General features: G+C 46.6%; 13 protein-coding genes, 1 riboswitch and 1 other annotated feature. Of the genes, 10 read left to right on the top strand and 3 right to left on the bottom strand.

Annotated features, from left to right (window positions below):
• Positions 1 to 179: 179 nt before the first annotated feature.
• Positions 180 to 461: a binding site (T-box leader), on the top strand.
• Between the two features lie 131 nt (positions 462 to 592).
• From CLOSYM_RS11675 to CLOSYM_RS11655, 5 genes are all read left to right on the top strand, one after another.
• Complete coding sequence (locus tag CLOSYM_RS11675) at positions 593 to 1,624, top strand: methionine ABC transporter ATP-binding protein (protein WP_004462388.1); 1,032 nt, start codon at positions 593 to 595, stop codon at positions 1,622 to 1,624.
• Complete coding sequence (locus tag CLOSYM_RS11670; RefSeq protein ID WP_004462389.1) at positions 1,621 to 2,298, top strand: methionine ABC transporter permease; 678 nt, start codon at positions 1,621 to 1,623, stop codon at positions 2,296 to 2,298. Before CLOSYM_RS11675 ends, CLOSYM_RS11670 begins: the two co-directional genes overlap by 4 nt.
• An 89-nt stretch (positions 2,299 to 2,387) precedes the next feature.
• Positions 2,388 to 3,314, top strand: a complete 927-nt coding sequence (locus CLOSYM_RS11665) for a MetQ/NlpA family ABC transporter substrate-binding protein (RefSeq protein ID WP_003506953.1) — start codon at positions 2,388 to 2,390, stop codon at positions 3,312 to 3,314.
• 70 nt (positions 3,315 to 3,384) lie between these two features.
• Positions 3,385 to 4,560 (top strand): amidohydrolase, encoded by a 1,176-nt coding sequence (locus CLOSYM_RS11660; protein WP_044902380.1) that lies wholly within the window; start codon positions 3,385 to 3,387, stop codon positions 4,558 to 4,560.
• Between the two features lie 283 nt (positions 4,561 to 4,843).
• A riboswitch (cyclic di-GMP riboswitch) is annotated at positions 4,844 to 4,926 on the top strand.
• Between the two features lie 241 nt (positions 4,927 to 5,167).
• Positions 5,168 to 6,115: a hypothetical protein gene (locus CLOSYM_RS11655; protein WP_021642257.1), complete on the top strand. Its 948-nt coding sequence runs from the start codon at positions 5,168 to 5,170 to the stop codon at positions 6,113 to 6,115.
• A gap of 52 nt (positions 6,116 to 6,167) precedes the next feature.
• Here CLOSYM_RS11655 and CLOSYM_RS11650 read toward each other — a convergent pair whose 3' ends face one another.
• Positions 6,168 to 7,076, bottom strand: a complete 909-nt coding sequence (locus tag CLOSYM_RS11650) for a PfkB family carbohydrate kinase (RefSeq protein ID WP_004462393.1) — start codon at positions 7,074 to 7,076, stop codon at positions 6,168 to 6,170.
• A 237-nt stretch (positions 7,077 to 7,313) separates the two neighbouring features.
• On the opposite strand from CLOSYM_RS11650, the gene CLOSYM_RS11645 reads away from it, so the two are divergent.
• The 3 genes from CLOSYM_RS11645 (at position 7,314) to CLOSYM_RS11635 (ending at position 10,783) form a co-directional block, all read left to right on the top strand.
• A complete protein-coding gene (locus CLOSYM_RS11645) occupies positions 7,314 to 8,750 on the top strand; it encodes an amidohydrolase (protein ID WP_009298173.1) in 1,437 nt (478 codons plus the stop codon).
• Positions 8,751 to 8,850: 100 nt separating this feature from the next.
• Entirely contained in the window at positions 8,851 to 9,303 is a 453-nt protein-coding gene (locus CLOSYM_RS11640; RefSeq protein WP_044902379.1) for a peroxiredoxin, read from the top strand.
• Positions 9,304 to 9,424: 121 nt separating this feature from the next.
• Positions 9,425 to 10,783 (top strand): MATE family efflux transporter, encoded by a 1,359-nt coding sequence (locus CLOSYM_RS11635; protein ID WP_003506969.1) that lies wholly within the window; start codon positions 9,425 to 9,427, stop codon positions 10,781 to 10,783.
• An 88-nt stretch (positions 10,784 to 10,871) separates the two neighbouring features.
• Here CLOSYM_RS11635 and CLOSYM_RS11630 read toward each other — a convergent pair whose 3' ends face one another.
• On the bottom strand, positions 10,872 to 11,099 hold the full coding sequence (locus tag CLOSYM_RS11630) for a helix-turn-helix domain-containing protein (protein WP_003506970.1): 228 nt from the start codon (positions 11,097 to 11,099) through the stop codon (positions 10,872 to 10,874).
• Positions 11,100 to 11,111: 12 nt separating this feature from the next.
• Positions 11,112 to 11,702: a hypothetical protein gene (locus CLOSYM_RS11625; protein ID WP_021642254.1), complete on the bottom strand. Its 591-nt coding sequence runs from the start codon at positions 11,700 to 11,702 to the stop codon at positions 11,112 to 11,114.
• 405 nt (positions 11,703 to 12,107) lie between these two features.
• Here CLOSYM_RS11625 and CLOSYM_RS11620 point away from each other — a divergent pair, with 405 nt between their 5' ends.
• Positions 12,108 to 14,348 carry a sensor domain-containing phosphodiesterase gene (locus CLOSYM_RS11620; RefSeq protein WP_242828674.1) on the top strand — a complete coding sequence of 747 codons (2,241 nt, stop codon included), beginning with the start codon at positions 12,108 to 12,110 and terminating at the stop codon, positions 14,346 to 14,348.
• Positions 14,317 to 16,152, top strand: coding sequence for a diguanylate cyclase domain-containing protein (locus CLOSYM_RS11615; protein ID WP_021642252.1), 1,836 nt, complete (start codon positions 14,317 to 14,319; stop codon positions 16,150 to 16,152). Before CLOSYM_RS11620 ends, CLOSYM_RS11615 begins: the two co-directional genes overlap by 32 nt.
• Positions 16,153 to 16,179: the final 27 nt, after the last annotated feature.

Raw genomic sequence — 16,179 nt, 5'->3', positions numbered from 1 at the left:
GAAGACTCAGACAGAATCCCTCACCACACCGGACCAGGTCCGTTCTGAACGCGTCCTCCAAACCTCAGTTAAATCTCCATCACCCCGTTTTGCTCATCCGAAGCAAAATTACTTAAAAAAAGGTTGACAAATTATAAAAAATGCAATAATATAATCGCAAGTTGATAAATTGATTACCAGCAAAGACGTAGAAGAGAAGAGTAGTAAGCGGATGCTTTTACAGAGAGTTCCCGGATGCTGAGAGGGAGCAGAGATAGGCTTATGAAGATGGTCTCAGAGTTGCATGGTCGAATATTTTAGATCATGACGGGGTGCGCCCGTTACAGCGATAGAGTATAAACCGTTCCCAGATAAGCCGCGAAAGTGGCCTGTCGATGTCCGGCCGTACTTGAAGAGGTCTGATTGCGTGAGCGTCAGACGAAGTTAGGTGGTACCACGAAGCAGCAGCTTTCGTCCTAATACAGGGCGGGAGCTTTTTTTGATCCCGGTTTTTAAATAATGATGGAAGGAGACTTCCTGAACGATATTGAAAAGACAGGAAGGTTCATGCTGTCTGAACTGTTACGGAACAGGAAATCGAAAGGAGTAAAGTATGATTAAGCTGAAACAGGTGAGTAAAACATTTGACACCAAATCCGGTAATGTCCATGCGGTAAAAGACGTTAATCTGGAAATACAGGACGGGGAGATTTTTGGTATTATCGGATTTTCCGGGGCGGGAAAATCTACATTAGTGAGGTGCATTAACCTTCTGGAGCGCCCGACGCAGGGGCGTGTTCTGATTGATGAAGTGGACTTAATGGATTTGGATGAAAAAAAGCTGAGAGAAGTCCGGAAAAAAATCGGAATGATTTTCCAGCATTTTAACTTGATGCGTTCCAGGACTGTCTATCAGAATATTGAATTTCCTCTTAAAAAGACGAAACTTACGAAGAATGAGAGGGAAGAGAAAATCGCGTCTCTTCTGGAGCTGGTAGGTCTGACGGATAAACGGGATGCCTATCCGTCACAGCTTTCCGGCGGACAGAAACAGAGAGTTGCCATTGCAAGAGCCTTAGCCAATGATCCGAAGGTGCTTCTCTGCGATGAGGCTACCAGCGCACTGGATCCGCAGACGACGCAGTCCATCCTGAAGCTTCTCAAAAAGGTAAATGAGGAGATGGGAATTACAATAGTGCTGATCACCCATGAGATGGCTGTTGTTAAAGATATCTGTGACAGGGTTGCCATTATGGAGGAGGGTACCGTGGTCGAAGCAGGAAATACCGTGGATGTATTCAGCCACCCTCAGGTACGGATCACCCGGGACTTCATAGATACGGCAAGCAATATCAGGAAGATTTATGATTTAATTGAGGATAAAAATGAATTGACACAGATTGGAGCCGGTGACAGAATGCTGCTTTTTACCTATTCCGGCGCCAATGCGGGGGAGCCGCTGATTTCCTATCTTGCTAAGGCATTTGATATCCGGGCCAATATCATTTTCGGAAATATTGATTTCCTGAAAGGGAAACCGCTTGGCAAGCTGGTGGTGACTTTAAGCGGCGAGGCGGATAAGATGGAAAAGGCAATGGAGTACATAAACTCACTGGGAGTAGAAGTGGAGGTAATTAAAGAATGAATATATTATACAGTTTAGCCCCAAACCTGGAGCGCCTGGGCGGAGAGCTTGTCAAATGTATCGGGCAGACATTCAAGATGCTGCTGATATCAGGTACTATCGCATTTTTTCTTGGCCTGTTTTTCGGGGTTCTGCTGATTGTGACAAAGAGAGGCGGAATATTACAGAATGTGGTAATCTATAACTTTTTAGATAAAGCCATCGACATCATCCGTTCCATTCCATTCATTATTTTGATGGTTTTGCTGATTCCGGTCAGCCGGGCTATCGTTGGAACCGGCTCCGGTGTTACCGGCTCTTATGTGGCCCTGATCGCGGGAACCGTTCCCTTTTTTGCAAGACAGATTGAATCGGTTCTGGCGGATCTGGACGGAGGCCTGATTGAGGCCAGCGAGGCGATGGGCTTCTCACCGGTTGAAATCATTTTCGGAGTTTATCTGAAAGAAAGCATCCCGGGGATTACCCGTGTCACAATGATCACCTTTGTCAGCCTGATTGGAATTACGGCCATGGCAGGAGCCATCGGAGCCGGAGGTCTGGGCGATTTCGCTATCCGGTATGGCTATCAGATGGGGTACCGCGACATGATTTGGGCTACGGTTATCATTATTCTTTTGATTATCAGCGCTATCCAGTTTATCGGAAACCTGATAATCAGGAAAACGACCCATTAGAAGTAACGGCCGGTCTGCTCCGGACGGAATGATTATGTTTTAAATAGTAATATTTAAATATATTTTAATTAGAAAAAGGAGAGAAAATTATGAAAAAAACATTCAAAGCATCATGGAAAAAAACAGCAGCAGTGGCATTTGCAGCCGTAACAGCCCTTTCACTTTTCGGCTGCAGTTCAGGCAGCGGCAATGCGCCGGCTTCTACCGCAGCGGCGGGCAGTGAGGCAGCCGGAAGTGAAGCAGCGAAAGAACCGGCTGAAGTAACTACGGTAAAAGTAGGTGTTGTAGGAGAATACAACGCACAGTGGGACACGATCAATGAATTGCTGAAAGATGACGGCATCCAGGTTGAACTGATGAAATTTACCGACTATGCAGCTCCGAACCGTGCATTAAATGACGGTGAGATTGATCTCAATGCATTCCAGCACAAAGCATTCCTTGCAAATGATGTGGCCCAGAAGGGATATGACATTGTAGATATCGGCGACACGATTATCGCCCCTCTTTCCATCTACAATAATAAGAAAAAGATTTCTTCTATTGAAGAGATTAAAGATGGCGATGTAATCGCAATTCCGAGCGATCTTACAAACGGCGGACGCGCCCTGAAACTGCTTGAGGAAGCCGGTTTTATCGTGTGTGATCCGGAAAAAGGCTATGTACCGACAAAGGCTGACATCACGGAATACAAAGTGAAAATTGACATCAAGGAGGCTGAATCTGCAACACTGGCCAATATTCTTCCGGACTGTGCGGCAGCTATTATCAATGGAGGAAATGCATTTACGGCAGGACTTAATCCGGTTGAAGATTCTATCTATACAGAAAATGTAGATCCTTCCACAAACGAGGCGGTTCCCCAGTTGATTAACGTAATCGCTGCCCGCACAGCCGATAGAGATAACGAGGTGTATAAGAAGATTGTGGACGCTTACCATACACCGGAAGTAAAAAAGACGATTGAAGACGAATACCAGGGCGCTTTCATCTGCGCATGGGATGACGCTGAATAACTGCGTCGGCTGAACTGCCGATTTTGAAATAAGTGCAATGCTGTACTAGCCGGCACGGATGGAGGGTAAAATGGCATTAAAGCAGTATGTAACAGATGAAAAAGATTACCTTGTCAGCCTGAGAAGATATTTTCATGCTCATCCTGAAGTAAGCCTGAAGGAATATAATACGTGTAAAAAAATAGAGGAAGAGCTTGATAAGATTGGTCTTTTGCACAAAAGAGTCGGAGAAACAGGCGTATATGCCTGGATTGACGGAGAGAAGGGCGAAGGTAAAACCATTGCCCTCCGGGCCGACATGGATGCGCTGGCAATGGAAGACTTAAAGACAGAGGAATATCGTTCGCAGAATGAAGGATTTTGTCATGCCTGCGGCCATGACGGCCATACGGCCACGCTTTTGACGGCGGCGAAGATATTGAACGCAAAAAAAGGTGAATTTGCAGGACATATCCGGCTGTTCTTTCAGCAGGCGGAGGAGATTGGGCAGGGGGCCAGACAGTTTGTAAGTGCCGGACTGCTGGAGGGCGTGGACCGGGTATTCGGAACCCATGTGACCAGCGGCCTGACGACAGGGAAGATATCGCTGACAAAAGGGCCTCAAAATGCAAGCTGCGATTATTTTAAAATCAGTGTGACCGGCAAGGGCGCCCATGTGTCGAAACCGCATATGGGGATTGATGCCGCCTACATTGCATCCCAGATTGTTGTGGGACTCCAGAGCATTGTAGCCAGAAATACAGATCCGCTCGAAACAGTCGTTGTGGGCGTAGGTGTGATTAAAGCCGGAACACAGTATAATATTGTTGCGGAGCATGCTGAGATAGAGGGTACTACAAGGAGCTTCGGTCCGGAAGTGAGAAAATTCACGAATGACAGAGTCATCCGGATTGCGAAACAGACGGCAATGCTTTATGGCGCCGAGGCAGAAGTAGAGTTTCGCGATTATGCGGCGCCTCTTGTAAATGACGGCCGGGCGGTTGATGAGGTCAGGGCTGTCGTTGAAAAGATTCTTCCGGAAGATGACATTATCAGTGATTATGAGAAAGCCCTGGGAGCCGATGATTTTGCGGATTATCTGGCGGTGACAAAGGGGATGTACGCTTTTGTCGGTACCCACAATCCTGCAGAACCGAATACAGGGGTTCCCCATCATCACGGCCTGTTTGACCTGGATGAAAACGGTCTGCTGATTGCCTGCAATGTATATGTGGATTATGCGTTGTGGGTGCTGCAGGAGATGTAAAAATCGCGACGGAGAATCTCGTTTACGGAATGATTTTCCGGATTTCCTATAGGCTGGTATGGAGAAGGTATGTTGTGATTTCCTATCATTCTTCGTGCCGGCCTACAAAAAAGGAGAACGGATACGGAAGCACTATCAGAATATTATCCAATTACGGATAATATTTTCACCCGATTCACCGATTCTCCCCTCACTCTTTGGAACAATTCTTAAATTTCCTGGTAATTTTCAAAGAAACCATTTGCACTTCCAAATAAAATAAAGTATAATGACTACTAACAAATATTATATTTGGCAAACCCGTCGAAAGGCGGTGGCGCAAAGCTAAAGGGTCTAAGTAGAAGTATATGACAGCCAGTTGCAATCATTTTGGATACCCGTTAAGCAGATGCCTTTTTTGGTATCTGCTTTTATTGATGGCGGTGATCTGTTCGCGGAGCGTGCAGGTTATCGCTGATTAACATGGGTGTGCGCGAAGCGTACTCTCTCATACGGCGATTTCATTTGATTTATAATCTACTTTCAAAAGGTTGCTTATGGCTGGCGCTAATTCTGGGATGATATTTTGTTCGCATTTGGCAGCGGAGGGGAGAATTATAGAACAAGCATGGATACCATTGAGAGAATTGAAGAATTAAAACGTGAGATAGTGAAACAAAAATTACTTATAGAGAGTGAAGAGGCAAAAATAGAAAAGGTAAAGAGGTGCTGCGGCGTAGTGGCCGAGCTGCTTTGTGCGCAGTGCCGGGAACTTGCCGAAGAGGTTGTATGGGATATTTTAGGGCATATGATCGAATGCAGCCAGAAGAAAATTTCCGGGAATGAAAAGGCAGGACTGAAGGAAGCGGTTAAAACGCTTTTAGAGCATGAGATGAAAAATCTCGAAAGTCTGTCTGCTGATGAAGAAATGTGGCCTCATATTGACTGCCGGATACAGGTGAACCTGGATGAACGGCTGAAAAAGGCTCAGTTTGAGCTGAAGGGAATTGAAAACAAGATGCTGGATGGGACCAGGGCCCAGCTTCGCAAACGTGCGGTTCAGATGGAGGAAATGAAGAGCCTTTGCAGCCGCATGGAGCAGGCGGTATTGTCAATTGAATCATGGGAGAAGCTGTACCTGATGTTTATGGCGGATATGGAGATAAGGCGCCAGTCCGGAATGGATGATACGTTTTACCTGATGGAGCGTGAGGATATACGCAGAAAACTTCAGACGTGTTTTGAATTTACGGATATTATCTGCCGGTCTTTGGAAGAGAGGCTGCGTTCTTCTGTCAGGATTTCGGTGAATAACCTGGGACTTCTTTTGGCAGAGCATGGATTTCACTTTCCAAAGTCTCTGTGGAACCGGACCAGAACTAATATAATATACATGGGAGCCATCCGCCTGACCGAGGATATGATAGAGGAGATTAACCGGTATGCGGCGGGAATCATGTTTATTGAAAAGCATCTGCACAATATAAAACTTGCAACCGACAGGGTGTACAGGGGACAGATGGAACTGGAACGTTTGTCCGGACAATCCAAGACAGTAAAAAAACTGGTTGTATGAGATAAAGTAAGAAGAAAGATTGCGCGAAAGCGCAGTCTTTCTGTTACCAGGGTCAAAAGACCTTTTGACCCCAACATCTTGACATTTCCCGGAATTCTTTTTCCGTTAAGGAAGCTCCCTTTACACCGACCACGGCAGACGCGGCGGTATTAGCGATATGAATAGATTTTCTCAGGCTGTTTCCCAGACTCAGGGAGGCCATCACCGCTCCGATGTGGGAGTCTCCGGCCCCTATTGTATCGACAACGGCAGTGGGAATCCCGGGCACCGTATAGGCGATACCGGAGCGTTCGCGGCAATAGGTGCCGTTTTCACCGAGCGTTACGATTACCGTGTTGCCGGTAAGGAAACAGAGCTTTTCGGCCGCATCTTCTGCGGAAGTGCATCCGCTTAACTCCTTAGATTCCAGCTCATTGATATGCAGAATGGGGTGGAGTGCGTAAATCCGCTCCATTTTTTCCTTACCAATCCGTATTCCCCGCGGACCGGGAGCATAGAAGAGTTCCCGCTCCGGATGGCTTTCCAGATATTCAATCAAATCTAAACCCGTGGGTTCTTCAATCTCCAGTCCGCAGACATAGACCATATCATAGCTGTACTTGTCAAAGGGCGTCATCCATTCCTTTCGGAATGTATACTCAGCGCCGTGATAAGACATAAATGTCCTTTCTCCTCCGGCTTCCACCAGACAGTAGCAGCATCCGTTTTCCTGGCCGGGTACATGGACGGCGACCGGAAATCCGTTTTTCTCCAGTTCTTTTGCCACAAATTCTCCGTAGAAGCCCGTTCCGACAGGGGATATCAGTGTGACAGGAACACCGAATTGTTTGACCATGGAGGCCACATTATAGGCACATCCGCCCAAAGCCAGCGACTGGCTGCTTGGATGGATATTTTCTTCAGTTTTAGGCAGGTGGTCGATATTTATTATGATATCCACGCAGGTGGAACCGATAATCATGATTTTTTTGTTCAAAGAATCCGCATGGCTCTTTGAATTACTGTTGGGATCAGTTGGTAAATGGATGGATGCAGCAGATTGATTCAATTTAAAAAACCTCCGGTATTTTCATTTGTTTTAGTTTTAACAGTATATCACAAAATTCAGAGAAAACCGACAAAATTTTTACCATTTACTATAAAATGTGATAGACTAATAAATGAAAATACGTCATTAAAGGAGATAGATAAAAAATATATGGAAACAAATAGGGAAGCAGATTTATATACACCGAAAGAGGCGCTTAAGCCGAAGGGAGACATGTATGCCCAAATCACTCAGATTGGGGATTCGATTCAGGAAAAGCTGGTGGAATTCAGGAGAGATTTCCACAAACACCCGGAAACGGCGTGGCTGGAAATGAGAACCTCCGCCATTATTGCGGAGGAGCTGACCCGGCTCGGTTATAAGGTTCTGACCGGAAAAGCAGTCTGCCGGGAAGGAAGCAGGCTGTCGGTGCCAGGGAATGATATATTGGAGGAGCATTACAGGAGAGTAAAAGCCGAGGCGACGATCGAACGGAAAATGGATGGCGGAAATGAAGACGGAATGCCTGAATATATCGATTATCTGAACGGTGAGATGGCGGAGGGCTATACCGGAGTTGTCGGGATTCTGGACTGCGGAGAGGGACCGGTTGCAGCCCTCAGATTTGATATAGATGCCCTTCCGATGGAGGAGGATACATCGGAGAAACACAGGCCTGCCAGGGAGGGGTTTGCATCCGCTAATCATGGAATGATGCATGCCTGCGGCCATGACTGCCATGCGGCTATCGGACTCGGCACAGCCAGAATCCTGGCCTCTGTCCGGGGACAGCTTCACGGAACCGTAAAACTGCTGTTCCAGCCGGGGGAGGAAGGCGTACGGGGAGCAAATGCGATGGTGGAAGCAGGTCATCTGGACGGAGTGGACTACTTTGCAGGAACCCATGTGGCTCCGGATAATTCGGCAGATGACGGAGACATAACACCAGGAACGTATGGTTCACTTGCCACCTGTAAGTATGACGTGTATTTCAGGGGCAAATCGGCCCACGCCGGAGGTTTTCCGGAAATGGGCAGGAATGCCGTTTTAGCGGCGGCCCATGCAGTGGTGGGGCTGGCCGGAATTTCACGGCACAGCGGCGGGATCACCCGGGTCAATGTCGGCAGTATCCGGGGCGGTACAAGCAGCAACGTGGTGGCGGATGAGGCGGTGATATCCATGGAGGTGCGCGGCGAGACAACGGAAGTTAACGCATATATGGAAGAGAGGGCAATCGAGATCTGCCGGGCCGCGGCAATGATGGAGGGCTGCACCTGTGAGATGGAGCTGATGGGACACGCTCCTTCCCAGACAAGTGATATTTTGTTCATTGAGCGGATTGCCGGCATGGTAAGGGAGCATCTTCCCCAGTATACGGTGAGCAGCAATCCCAATGTTCAGAACTGGGGAAGCGAGGATATCGGATTTATGATGAAACGGGTTCAGGAGCAGGGAGGACAGGCAGTCTATATGCGGACTATGACTGCCATGGCATCGCCCCAGCATACGGTACGGTTCGATGTGGATGAAACAGTACTCAAAAAAGGCGCCGTCATTTTTGCTTCCATTATATATGATTTGCTTGGAGAGGGCGAAATCAAACGGTGAAAAACTGAAATGGCGATTTAAAAAACGCCGATTTGGCGCAGACTATCAGTGTGTTAAAAACAACAGTGTGAAAATATATAAGAGAAAGGAAGTATCAATCATGTTGGAACCAGGAATGAAAGCACCGGAGTTTACTCTTAAGAACCAGGAAGGAAAAGAGGTTTCCCTGTCTGATTACAGGGGAAAGAAAGTGATATTATATTTTTACAGCAAGGATAATACGGCAGGCTGCACAAATCAGGCATGCTCATTTGCAGAGCTATATCCCGCGTTCATTGAGAAAAATGCGGTGATTATCGGGATAAGCAAGGATACGGTGGAGTCCCATAGAAAATTTGCGGAGAAATACAATCTTCCTTTCACAATTCTTGCCGATCCGGACAGAACCGCGATCGAGGCTTATGATGTATGGAAAGAAAAGAATATGTATGGCAAAAAGGTGATGGGAGTAGTCAGGACAACGTATCTGATTGATGAAAAAGGTGTGATTGTAAAAGCATTTTCAAAAGTCAGGGCTGCTGATAATGCCGGCCAGATGATGAAAGAATTATAATGTGTAAAAATTAAGTAAAAACTACTTGCATTACTCCTGAAGCAGCAGTAGAATATGACATTGGCCGGTCAAAACCGGTTTTGAAGTATTATAATGCGATTACAGGAAAGGAAAGCAGAGAATGAAGAAGTCTTATGAAATGGATATGTGCAGCGGCCCGATTCTTAAAAAGGTGTTGTCATTTGCCTTGCCGCTGATGCTGTCAGGCGTACTGCAGCTTCTCTTTAATGCGGCCGATGTGATTGTCGTGGGGCGTTTTGCAGGAAGCCAGTCTCTGGCGGCGGTCGGCTCCACGACGGCTCTTATCAACCTTCTGATCAATATATTTATCGGACTTTCAATCGGGGCCAATGTTCTGGTTGCCCGGTATTACGGGGCGAAAAGCGAGAAGGATGTCAGTGAGACGGTACATACGGCAATAGCCATCAGTCTGGTCAGCGGAGCGATTCTTGTGTTCCTCGGCCTTTTTACCTCCAGATATATGCTGGAGCTGATGGGGACACCGGAAGACGTTATAGAAAAATCCGTTATTTATATGAGGATTTATTTTGCAGGAATGCCTGTGGTAATGGCCTATAACTTCGGCAGCGCCATTCTGAGGGCGGTGGGAGATACAAAACGGCCGTTATATTTTCTTACCCTGGCCGGTGTTGTCAATATTGTACTGAACCTGTTTTTTGTCATACAGCTTCACATGGACGTGGCAGGTGTCGCCCTGGCCACCGTCTTATCCCAGTGCGTATCGGCAGGCCTCGTGCTTAAATGTCTGGCTCAGTCGGACGGACCTCTGAAGCTGCATTTAAAAAAACTCAGGATAGATAAGAGGAAAACGCTGCTTATAATGAAGATAGGTCTTCCGGCCGGAATGCAGGGGGCGATTTTCTCCATATCCAACGTCCTGATCCAGTCGTCCGTCAACTCCTTCGGTTCCATAGCCATGGCCGGCAATACGGCTTCTGCCAATATAGAAGGTTTTGTATATACGGCGATGAACGCCCTTTATCAGACGAACTTAAGCTTCACAAGCCAGAATATCGGCGCCCGCATGTACACACGCGTAAACCGGATCCTGTTTATCTGCCTTGGCACGGTGACGGCGGTGGGAATGGCCCTTGGCTTTTTGGCTGTGATTGGGGGAACGGATCTTCTGAAAATTTATTCTTCGGATCCGGAAGTGATTTCTTATGGAATGCTCCGGATGTCCATTATCTGCACGACTTATTTTATCTGCGGCTGGATGGATACGCTGGTGGGCAGTCTCAGGGGGATGGGATATTCCGTCCTTCCCATGGTGGTATCCCTGACCGGAGCCTGCGGACTGCGTGTGATATGGATTTTTACCATTTTTGCTTACCACCATACGCTTTTTTCATTATATATATCGTATCCGATTTCGTGGCTCATTACGGCGGCCGCTCACATGATTTGTTATCGCAAAATATATAAAAAGATACCTAAAAAAGATGGGGTTATAGTCTGATTAATGGCCGGGAGACAGTTGATTGAAATGTCTCCCGGCCATATTGTATTAAGGGCGGTGGACCTGTGCTCGGAGCGTGCAGGCAGCGTTAATAGATTATACCGTCATCTCCATCGCGCGCAAACTCCATAATGTCTCCGGGCTGGCAGTCCAGGGCATCGCAGATTGCGTTCAGCGTGCTGAAGCGTATGGCGCTTATTTTTCCTGTTTTTATTTTGGAAAGATTTACATTTGATACGCCTACCTTTTCCGATAGCTCATTCAAGGACATCTTACGATCCGCCATTACCCTGTCCAGGCGCAATATGATTGCCATAAAATCCCCTCCTTATAGAGTTTCGTCTGATTCCTGCTGAAGTTGGGCGCCGTACTCAAAGATCAGGCTCAGAGAATAGAAAAAACAGGCGGCCAGCAGCGGCGATATCATTGCCAGGATAAGGGGGCTTAAAATAAAAGATGCAAGAAAGTAGATCATGGTAAGGAGGGAGAAAAAACGGTAACACCGCTTCCACTCCGTTATGCATGTATCTACAAACGGTGTTCCGCCGTCCAGAATAGATTTAAACACTCTGGAAATAGTGTGGAAAATATACGCAATGATGCCGGTGGAGAAAAGCTGGGCGGCCATGGACAAAATATAATAGCCGTAATTAAAAGCACCTGTTTCGGTGTACACATCGCCCGAGGTTACGAGATAGGCAAATGTGTGGACGATAAATGGAAAGCCCCTATGTGCCGTATCACTGCGCATCTCCGTTACGGTACTGCTGAAAACAAAACTGAGAACCAGCATAATGATACACGTTATGGCGAATAAGGCATTCAAAAATACAATGAGCCGGGTCCCCTGATAGATAGTACTGCTTTCTTCGCGCAGCTTATCTAAGGTTCTTTCTTTCATGAAGCCGTTTTTTGACATGATTGAGTCCTCCTTTTTTGTAATATCCGTTTTAGGCAGCCGGCATGGGCTGCGCTTTTGCCGAACCGTTTTGTGCTTCGTTTTCTATAACTACAGTTTAGCAGTACGTGATATGAAAGTCAATAAAAAATTAATGATTAACATTAAAAATAGTACGATATTCATAAAAACATTCGGTTCGTTCGGCTACGGCTGTTTCGCTTTTTCTTTTATAAGGCAGCCCTGACTTCCCTTGGCCGGGGACAAAAGATGACCGGAAATGCATAAAAAACTGCCTTCCGTGTCGAATTATACAAATTATACAAAAATCGGAAGGAGGCTCTTCTATTATTGTCGGAACGGTAGACAATAAAATCGTTTGATGCTAAGATTATCTAAACGTACGCAAGAGAAGGAAGGAAGACTGTGAGAGAGCAATCTGGATATAGACTGAAAAGAGGGTTTGATATCATGAAACGGTATCAGCGGACTATTAATGAAATCCTGATGATGGAGAAGCCGGAATCATTTGTATATTTCAGTGATCCGGAAACGTATGAGATTTTGTATATCAGTGATGAAACGTTTATTTCTGAAGAACTGAGAAGAGAGCAGTACCGGGGGGAGAAGTGCTATGAAATCCTTCAGGGGCGTTTGGAACCCTGCCCGTTCTGCACCAATCATCTTCTTTCCAGGGAGCATTATTATATCTGGACATACCATAATTCTCATTTAAATACGGATTACATATTAAAAGATAAGCTGGTGGATTTTGACGGCCATATTGTCCGGATGGAGATAGCAACTGCCCTAAAAAGCCATGAGGCGGTGCTTAAAGCTCTTTCGGAGAGTCTTGAAGGACAAAACATGCTGATGAATTGTATTCAGCCGATGCTTCATGAAACAGACTTGTATGTAACACAGAGACGGATCCTTGATAATATCTGTCCTTTTTTTGGCGCTGAGTGGGGAACGGTTCAGAGGTTTGGGGAACATCAGATATTGACACAATGGGGGAGGCGGGAATCCGGTAAATGGAGGCCCGGCAGGATTCCGTCGGCTTTTGTCAGGGAATACGGGGAGCTTTTCAACAGTTATACGCAGATTCTGATTACAGATACGGAAGCAATGAAGGATTCCGATCCTGAAAACTATGAATTTCTAAAGCAGGAAGGAGTCACATCTCTTTGCAGCACACCGGTATTTACGGGCAGTGAACTGGCGGGAATGATTACGCTTGGAAATTTCAGCAAGAACCAGGCAAATATCACGCTGCTCTTTACCCTGGCCTTCTATCTCTCCTCCCTGATGCAGAGAGAGGAGCTTTACCGCAAAAAGATGCGCCTGCAATATTACGATGCGCTTACGGGCAGTCTGAATCTGGAGGGTTTCAGGAGAGAGAGCGGCAGGCTTTTTTCCGAGTCGGCGCCACAGGAATACTCACTATGGTACTGTGATATTAAAAATTTTAAATACATAAACGATTTATTCGGGTTCCATACAGGAAACCTGATATTAAAATACTGGGCGTCCTGCCTGAAGGACAGCTGCAGGGAGGACGAGGCATTCTGCCGAATCAGTGACGATAATTTTGCATTTTTGTGGAGGCTCGATGAACAGGACAGACTCAGGGAACGTTTTAACGGACTTGCGGACAGACTGGCTTCGTTCGGTCCATTCGAAGAAAAAAATTATCAGGTGGAGCTGATAAGCGATGTCTACATTCCTGAAAACCCCTGCGGTATGGATATAGATGAGATGCTGAACCGGGCCAATATGGCGCGGAAATCCATCGTCAGTCCGCGAGGCAGCAGGATTTTGTTTTTTACGGAAGAACTCAGGAAAAAAGCGCTGGCCGGGATAGAGATGGAGGCTGAGATGAGGTCCGCTCTTGATAAGGAGGAATTTGTCCTTTATTTTCAGCCGCAGATAAAGCTCACGGATGTGAGCGGTCAGAAGGCGCATCGAGCGGAAGCCCTGGTCAGATGGATGAGGAACGGAAGAATCTATGCCATGCCGGATGATTTTATCGGCCTGTTTGAAAAAAACGGCATGATTGCAGAGCTGGATCTTTATATTTATGAAAGAATATGCATTTTGATTAACCGGTTTAAAGCATGCGGGCTCACATCCGTATGTATTGCGGTAAATGTGTCGAGGCACACAATGATGCAGCCGGATTTTGTGGAGACGTATCTGGAAATTAAGAAGAGGTACCGGATAGAGGACGACGAACTGGAGCTGGAATTTACGGAGAGTATCGCAGTAGAAGAGCTGGAACTGATGCAGAAGGTTCTGAAGCAGCTGAAAAAAGCCGGGTTTATCTGTGCGATGGATGATTTCGGAACGGGGTATTCGTCCCTGAACGTGCTTCAGATACTGCCGCTTGATATCTTAAAGCTGGACAAAGGATTTCTTGCCTGCGAAGGGGAAGACAGACGCAGGCAGATTGTTGTCAAAAGCGTTCTGCAGATGGCGAAGCAGTTGGATATGCTGACAATCGTGGAGGGAGTTGAAAATGAGGAACAGCTGCATTTACTGCAGAAAGTCGGCTGCGATTATCTGCAGGGTTTTTTAGTGTCCCCGCCTTTATCAGAAGACGAGTACAGAAGTTTTGTAAAGGAGGAGGAGTTTCATGGAGGAGAAAGTGAAATACGGCAGATATAAAACTGCGTTTTATATGTTTGCCGTCACCGCTTTTTGCGTCCTGATTTATTCTATTTTTATTAATTACGGTGCGAAAATCAATGAGCGCTTTATACAGATAGAGAAAGAAACACTGAATGAGTATGGGGAAGCGCAGAGTATAAAAATCAGCGAAGATCTAGCAGATATGACCTGGCGCATAAAATCGGTTGCCAAGTTTGCCGCGGCATCGGAGTTTGACCCGGAGAGTGAGGAGTTTAATCAGTATCTGTCCACGGTAAATGGGGACAATGATTTTCCGGTCAGTTATATTCCGGCATGGAAGTGGGAGAAAAGAGCAGAGGAAGCCGAATTAAAGCCGGAGGAACGTGAGTTCTGCGAGCAGCTTCTGGCGGGGAATTCCGCCGTATCGGAGCTTGTTTATTCCGAGGTCAGAGGCGGATACTATTTTTATCTCGGAGAACCTGTGGTGAGACAAGGTGAGACGATTGGCGTGATCCGATGTGCCGTCAAAGCGGAAAAGCTGATGAAGCAGCTGGAACGATATTCGGCCATGAGGGGGGATATGGTCAGCTGTATCGCTGATGCAAAAGGGAAGATTCTCTATTGCACCGATGAGGATCAGTGGATAGGACGGAATATATGTGACATTTTAAGTAATGCACAGGAAAATACGGACGGGATAGAAAGCTTTATCGAGGCTGTGAAAAACAATACGAGCATAACACTGACGGTCGAAGTCAGGCCGGACAGCGCTTTTCTGACAAATATTCCTATGGGGCTAAAGGGATGGAACCTGATGAGCTTTTCAAATGGTAATATGATGAAAAATGTGTCTGCCGAGCTTCTGGATGATACGATAATAATGGGAATGTCTTTGGTGGGACTTACATTTCTGGCCGGGTTGTTTGTATATATCCTCATATTGGAAAGCGGGCGCCGGATTAAGCTGGAGCAGGAGCGGTATGCGGCTCTGTCAAATTTTTCCGATACGATTCTTTTCGAGTATAATTATAAAACCGATGTACTGCAGCTGACTCAGAATGCAACGAATTTACTGGGCATTGCGAGATCCAGTATCGGAAATTTCCGTAACTTCAGCGGCGGGCTGATACATCCGGATGATGCGGGGGACGCTTTGGAGGCCATTGCTGCGGTCCGCAGGGACTGCAGGCGCAATGTCGTAGAGATGCGGCTTTTGGGGCGGGACGGAGGATGGATCTGGTGCGAATGCAAGATGCAGCCAATTAACGGCAATAAGGATATTGTAATCGGCAAGGTTATCGACATCTCAGGGCGTAAGGCAAAGGAGATGAATCTTCTTTCCCTTAGCTGCACCGACGCATTAACGGGCCTTATGAACCGGGAGGCGTTCGTTGGAAGAGTTGATACTTTGATTGAAGAAAAAAATAAAGGATTCTTTTTCATGATCGACGTAGATAACTTCAAGATGGTCAATGATACGAAGGGCCATGAGGCGGGGGACGGCTGTCTGACCAGAATCGGGGAGCTGCTTCGCCAGTCCTTCCGTGATTATGATCCGGTGGCCAGAATCGGAGGAGATGAATTTGCCGCTTTCATGTCGGACACCTCCGATATTGAAAATGCCCAAAAAAAGGCGGAGCTGATCCTGTCCAAACTGAAGCACTCACAGGGTGAGGGTGAGATGGAGATGTCCGTCAGCATCGGTATTGCTGCCTGCCCGGACGACGGGCAGAGTTACCAGGAGCTTTACCGAAACGCCGATCATGCGATGTATCTGGCAAAGAGAGAGGGAAAGAACCGTTTTATCTGTACGAAAAGAGCAGTTGAGGATGAGATTTAGCTGAAAAGGAAAATATATCATTTTAAA

The sequence above is a fragment of the [Clostridium] symbiosum ATCC 14940 genome (genome assembly GCF_000466485.1).
Classification (GTDB): domain Bacteria; phylum Bacillota; class Clostridia; order Lachnospirales; family Lachnospiraceae; genus Otoolea; species Otoolea symbiosa.
This window is presented reverse-complemented; position numbering and strand designations above follow the sequence as displayed.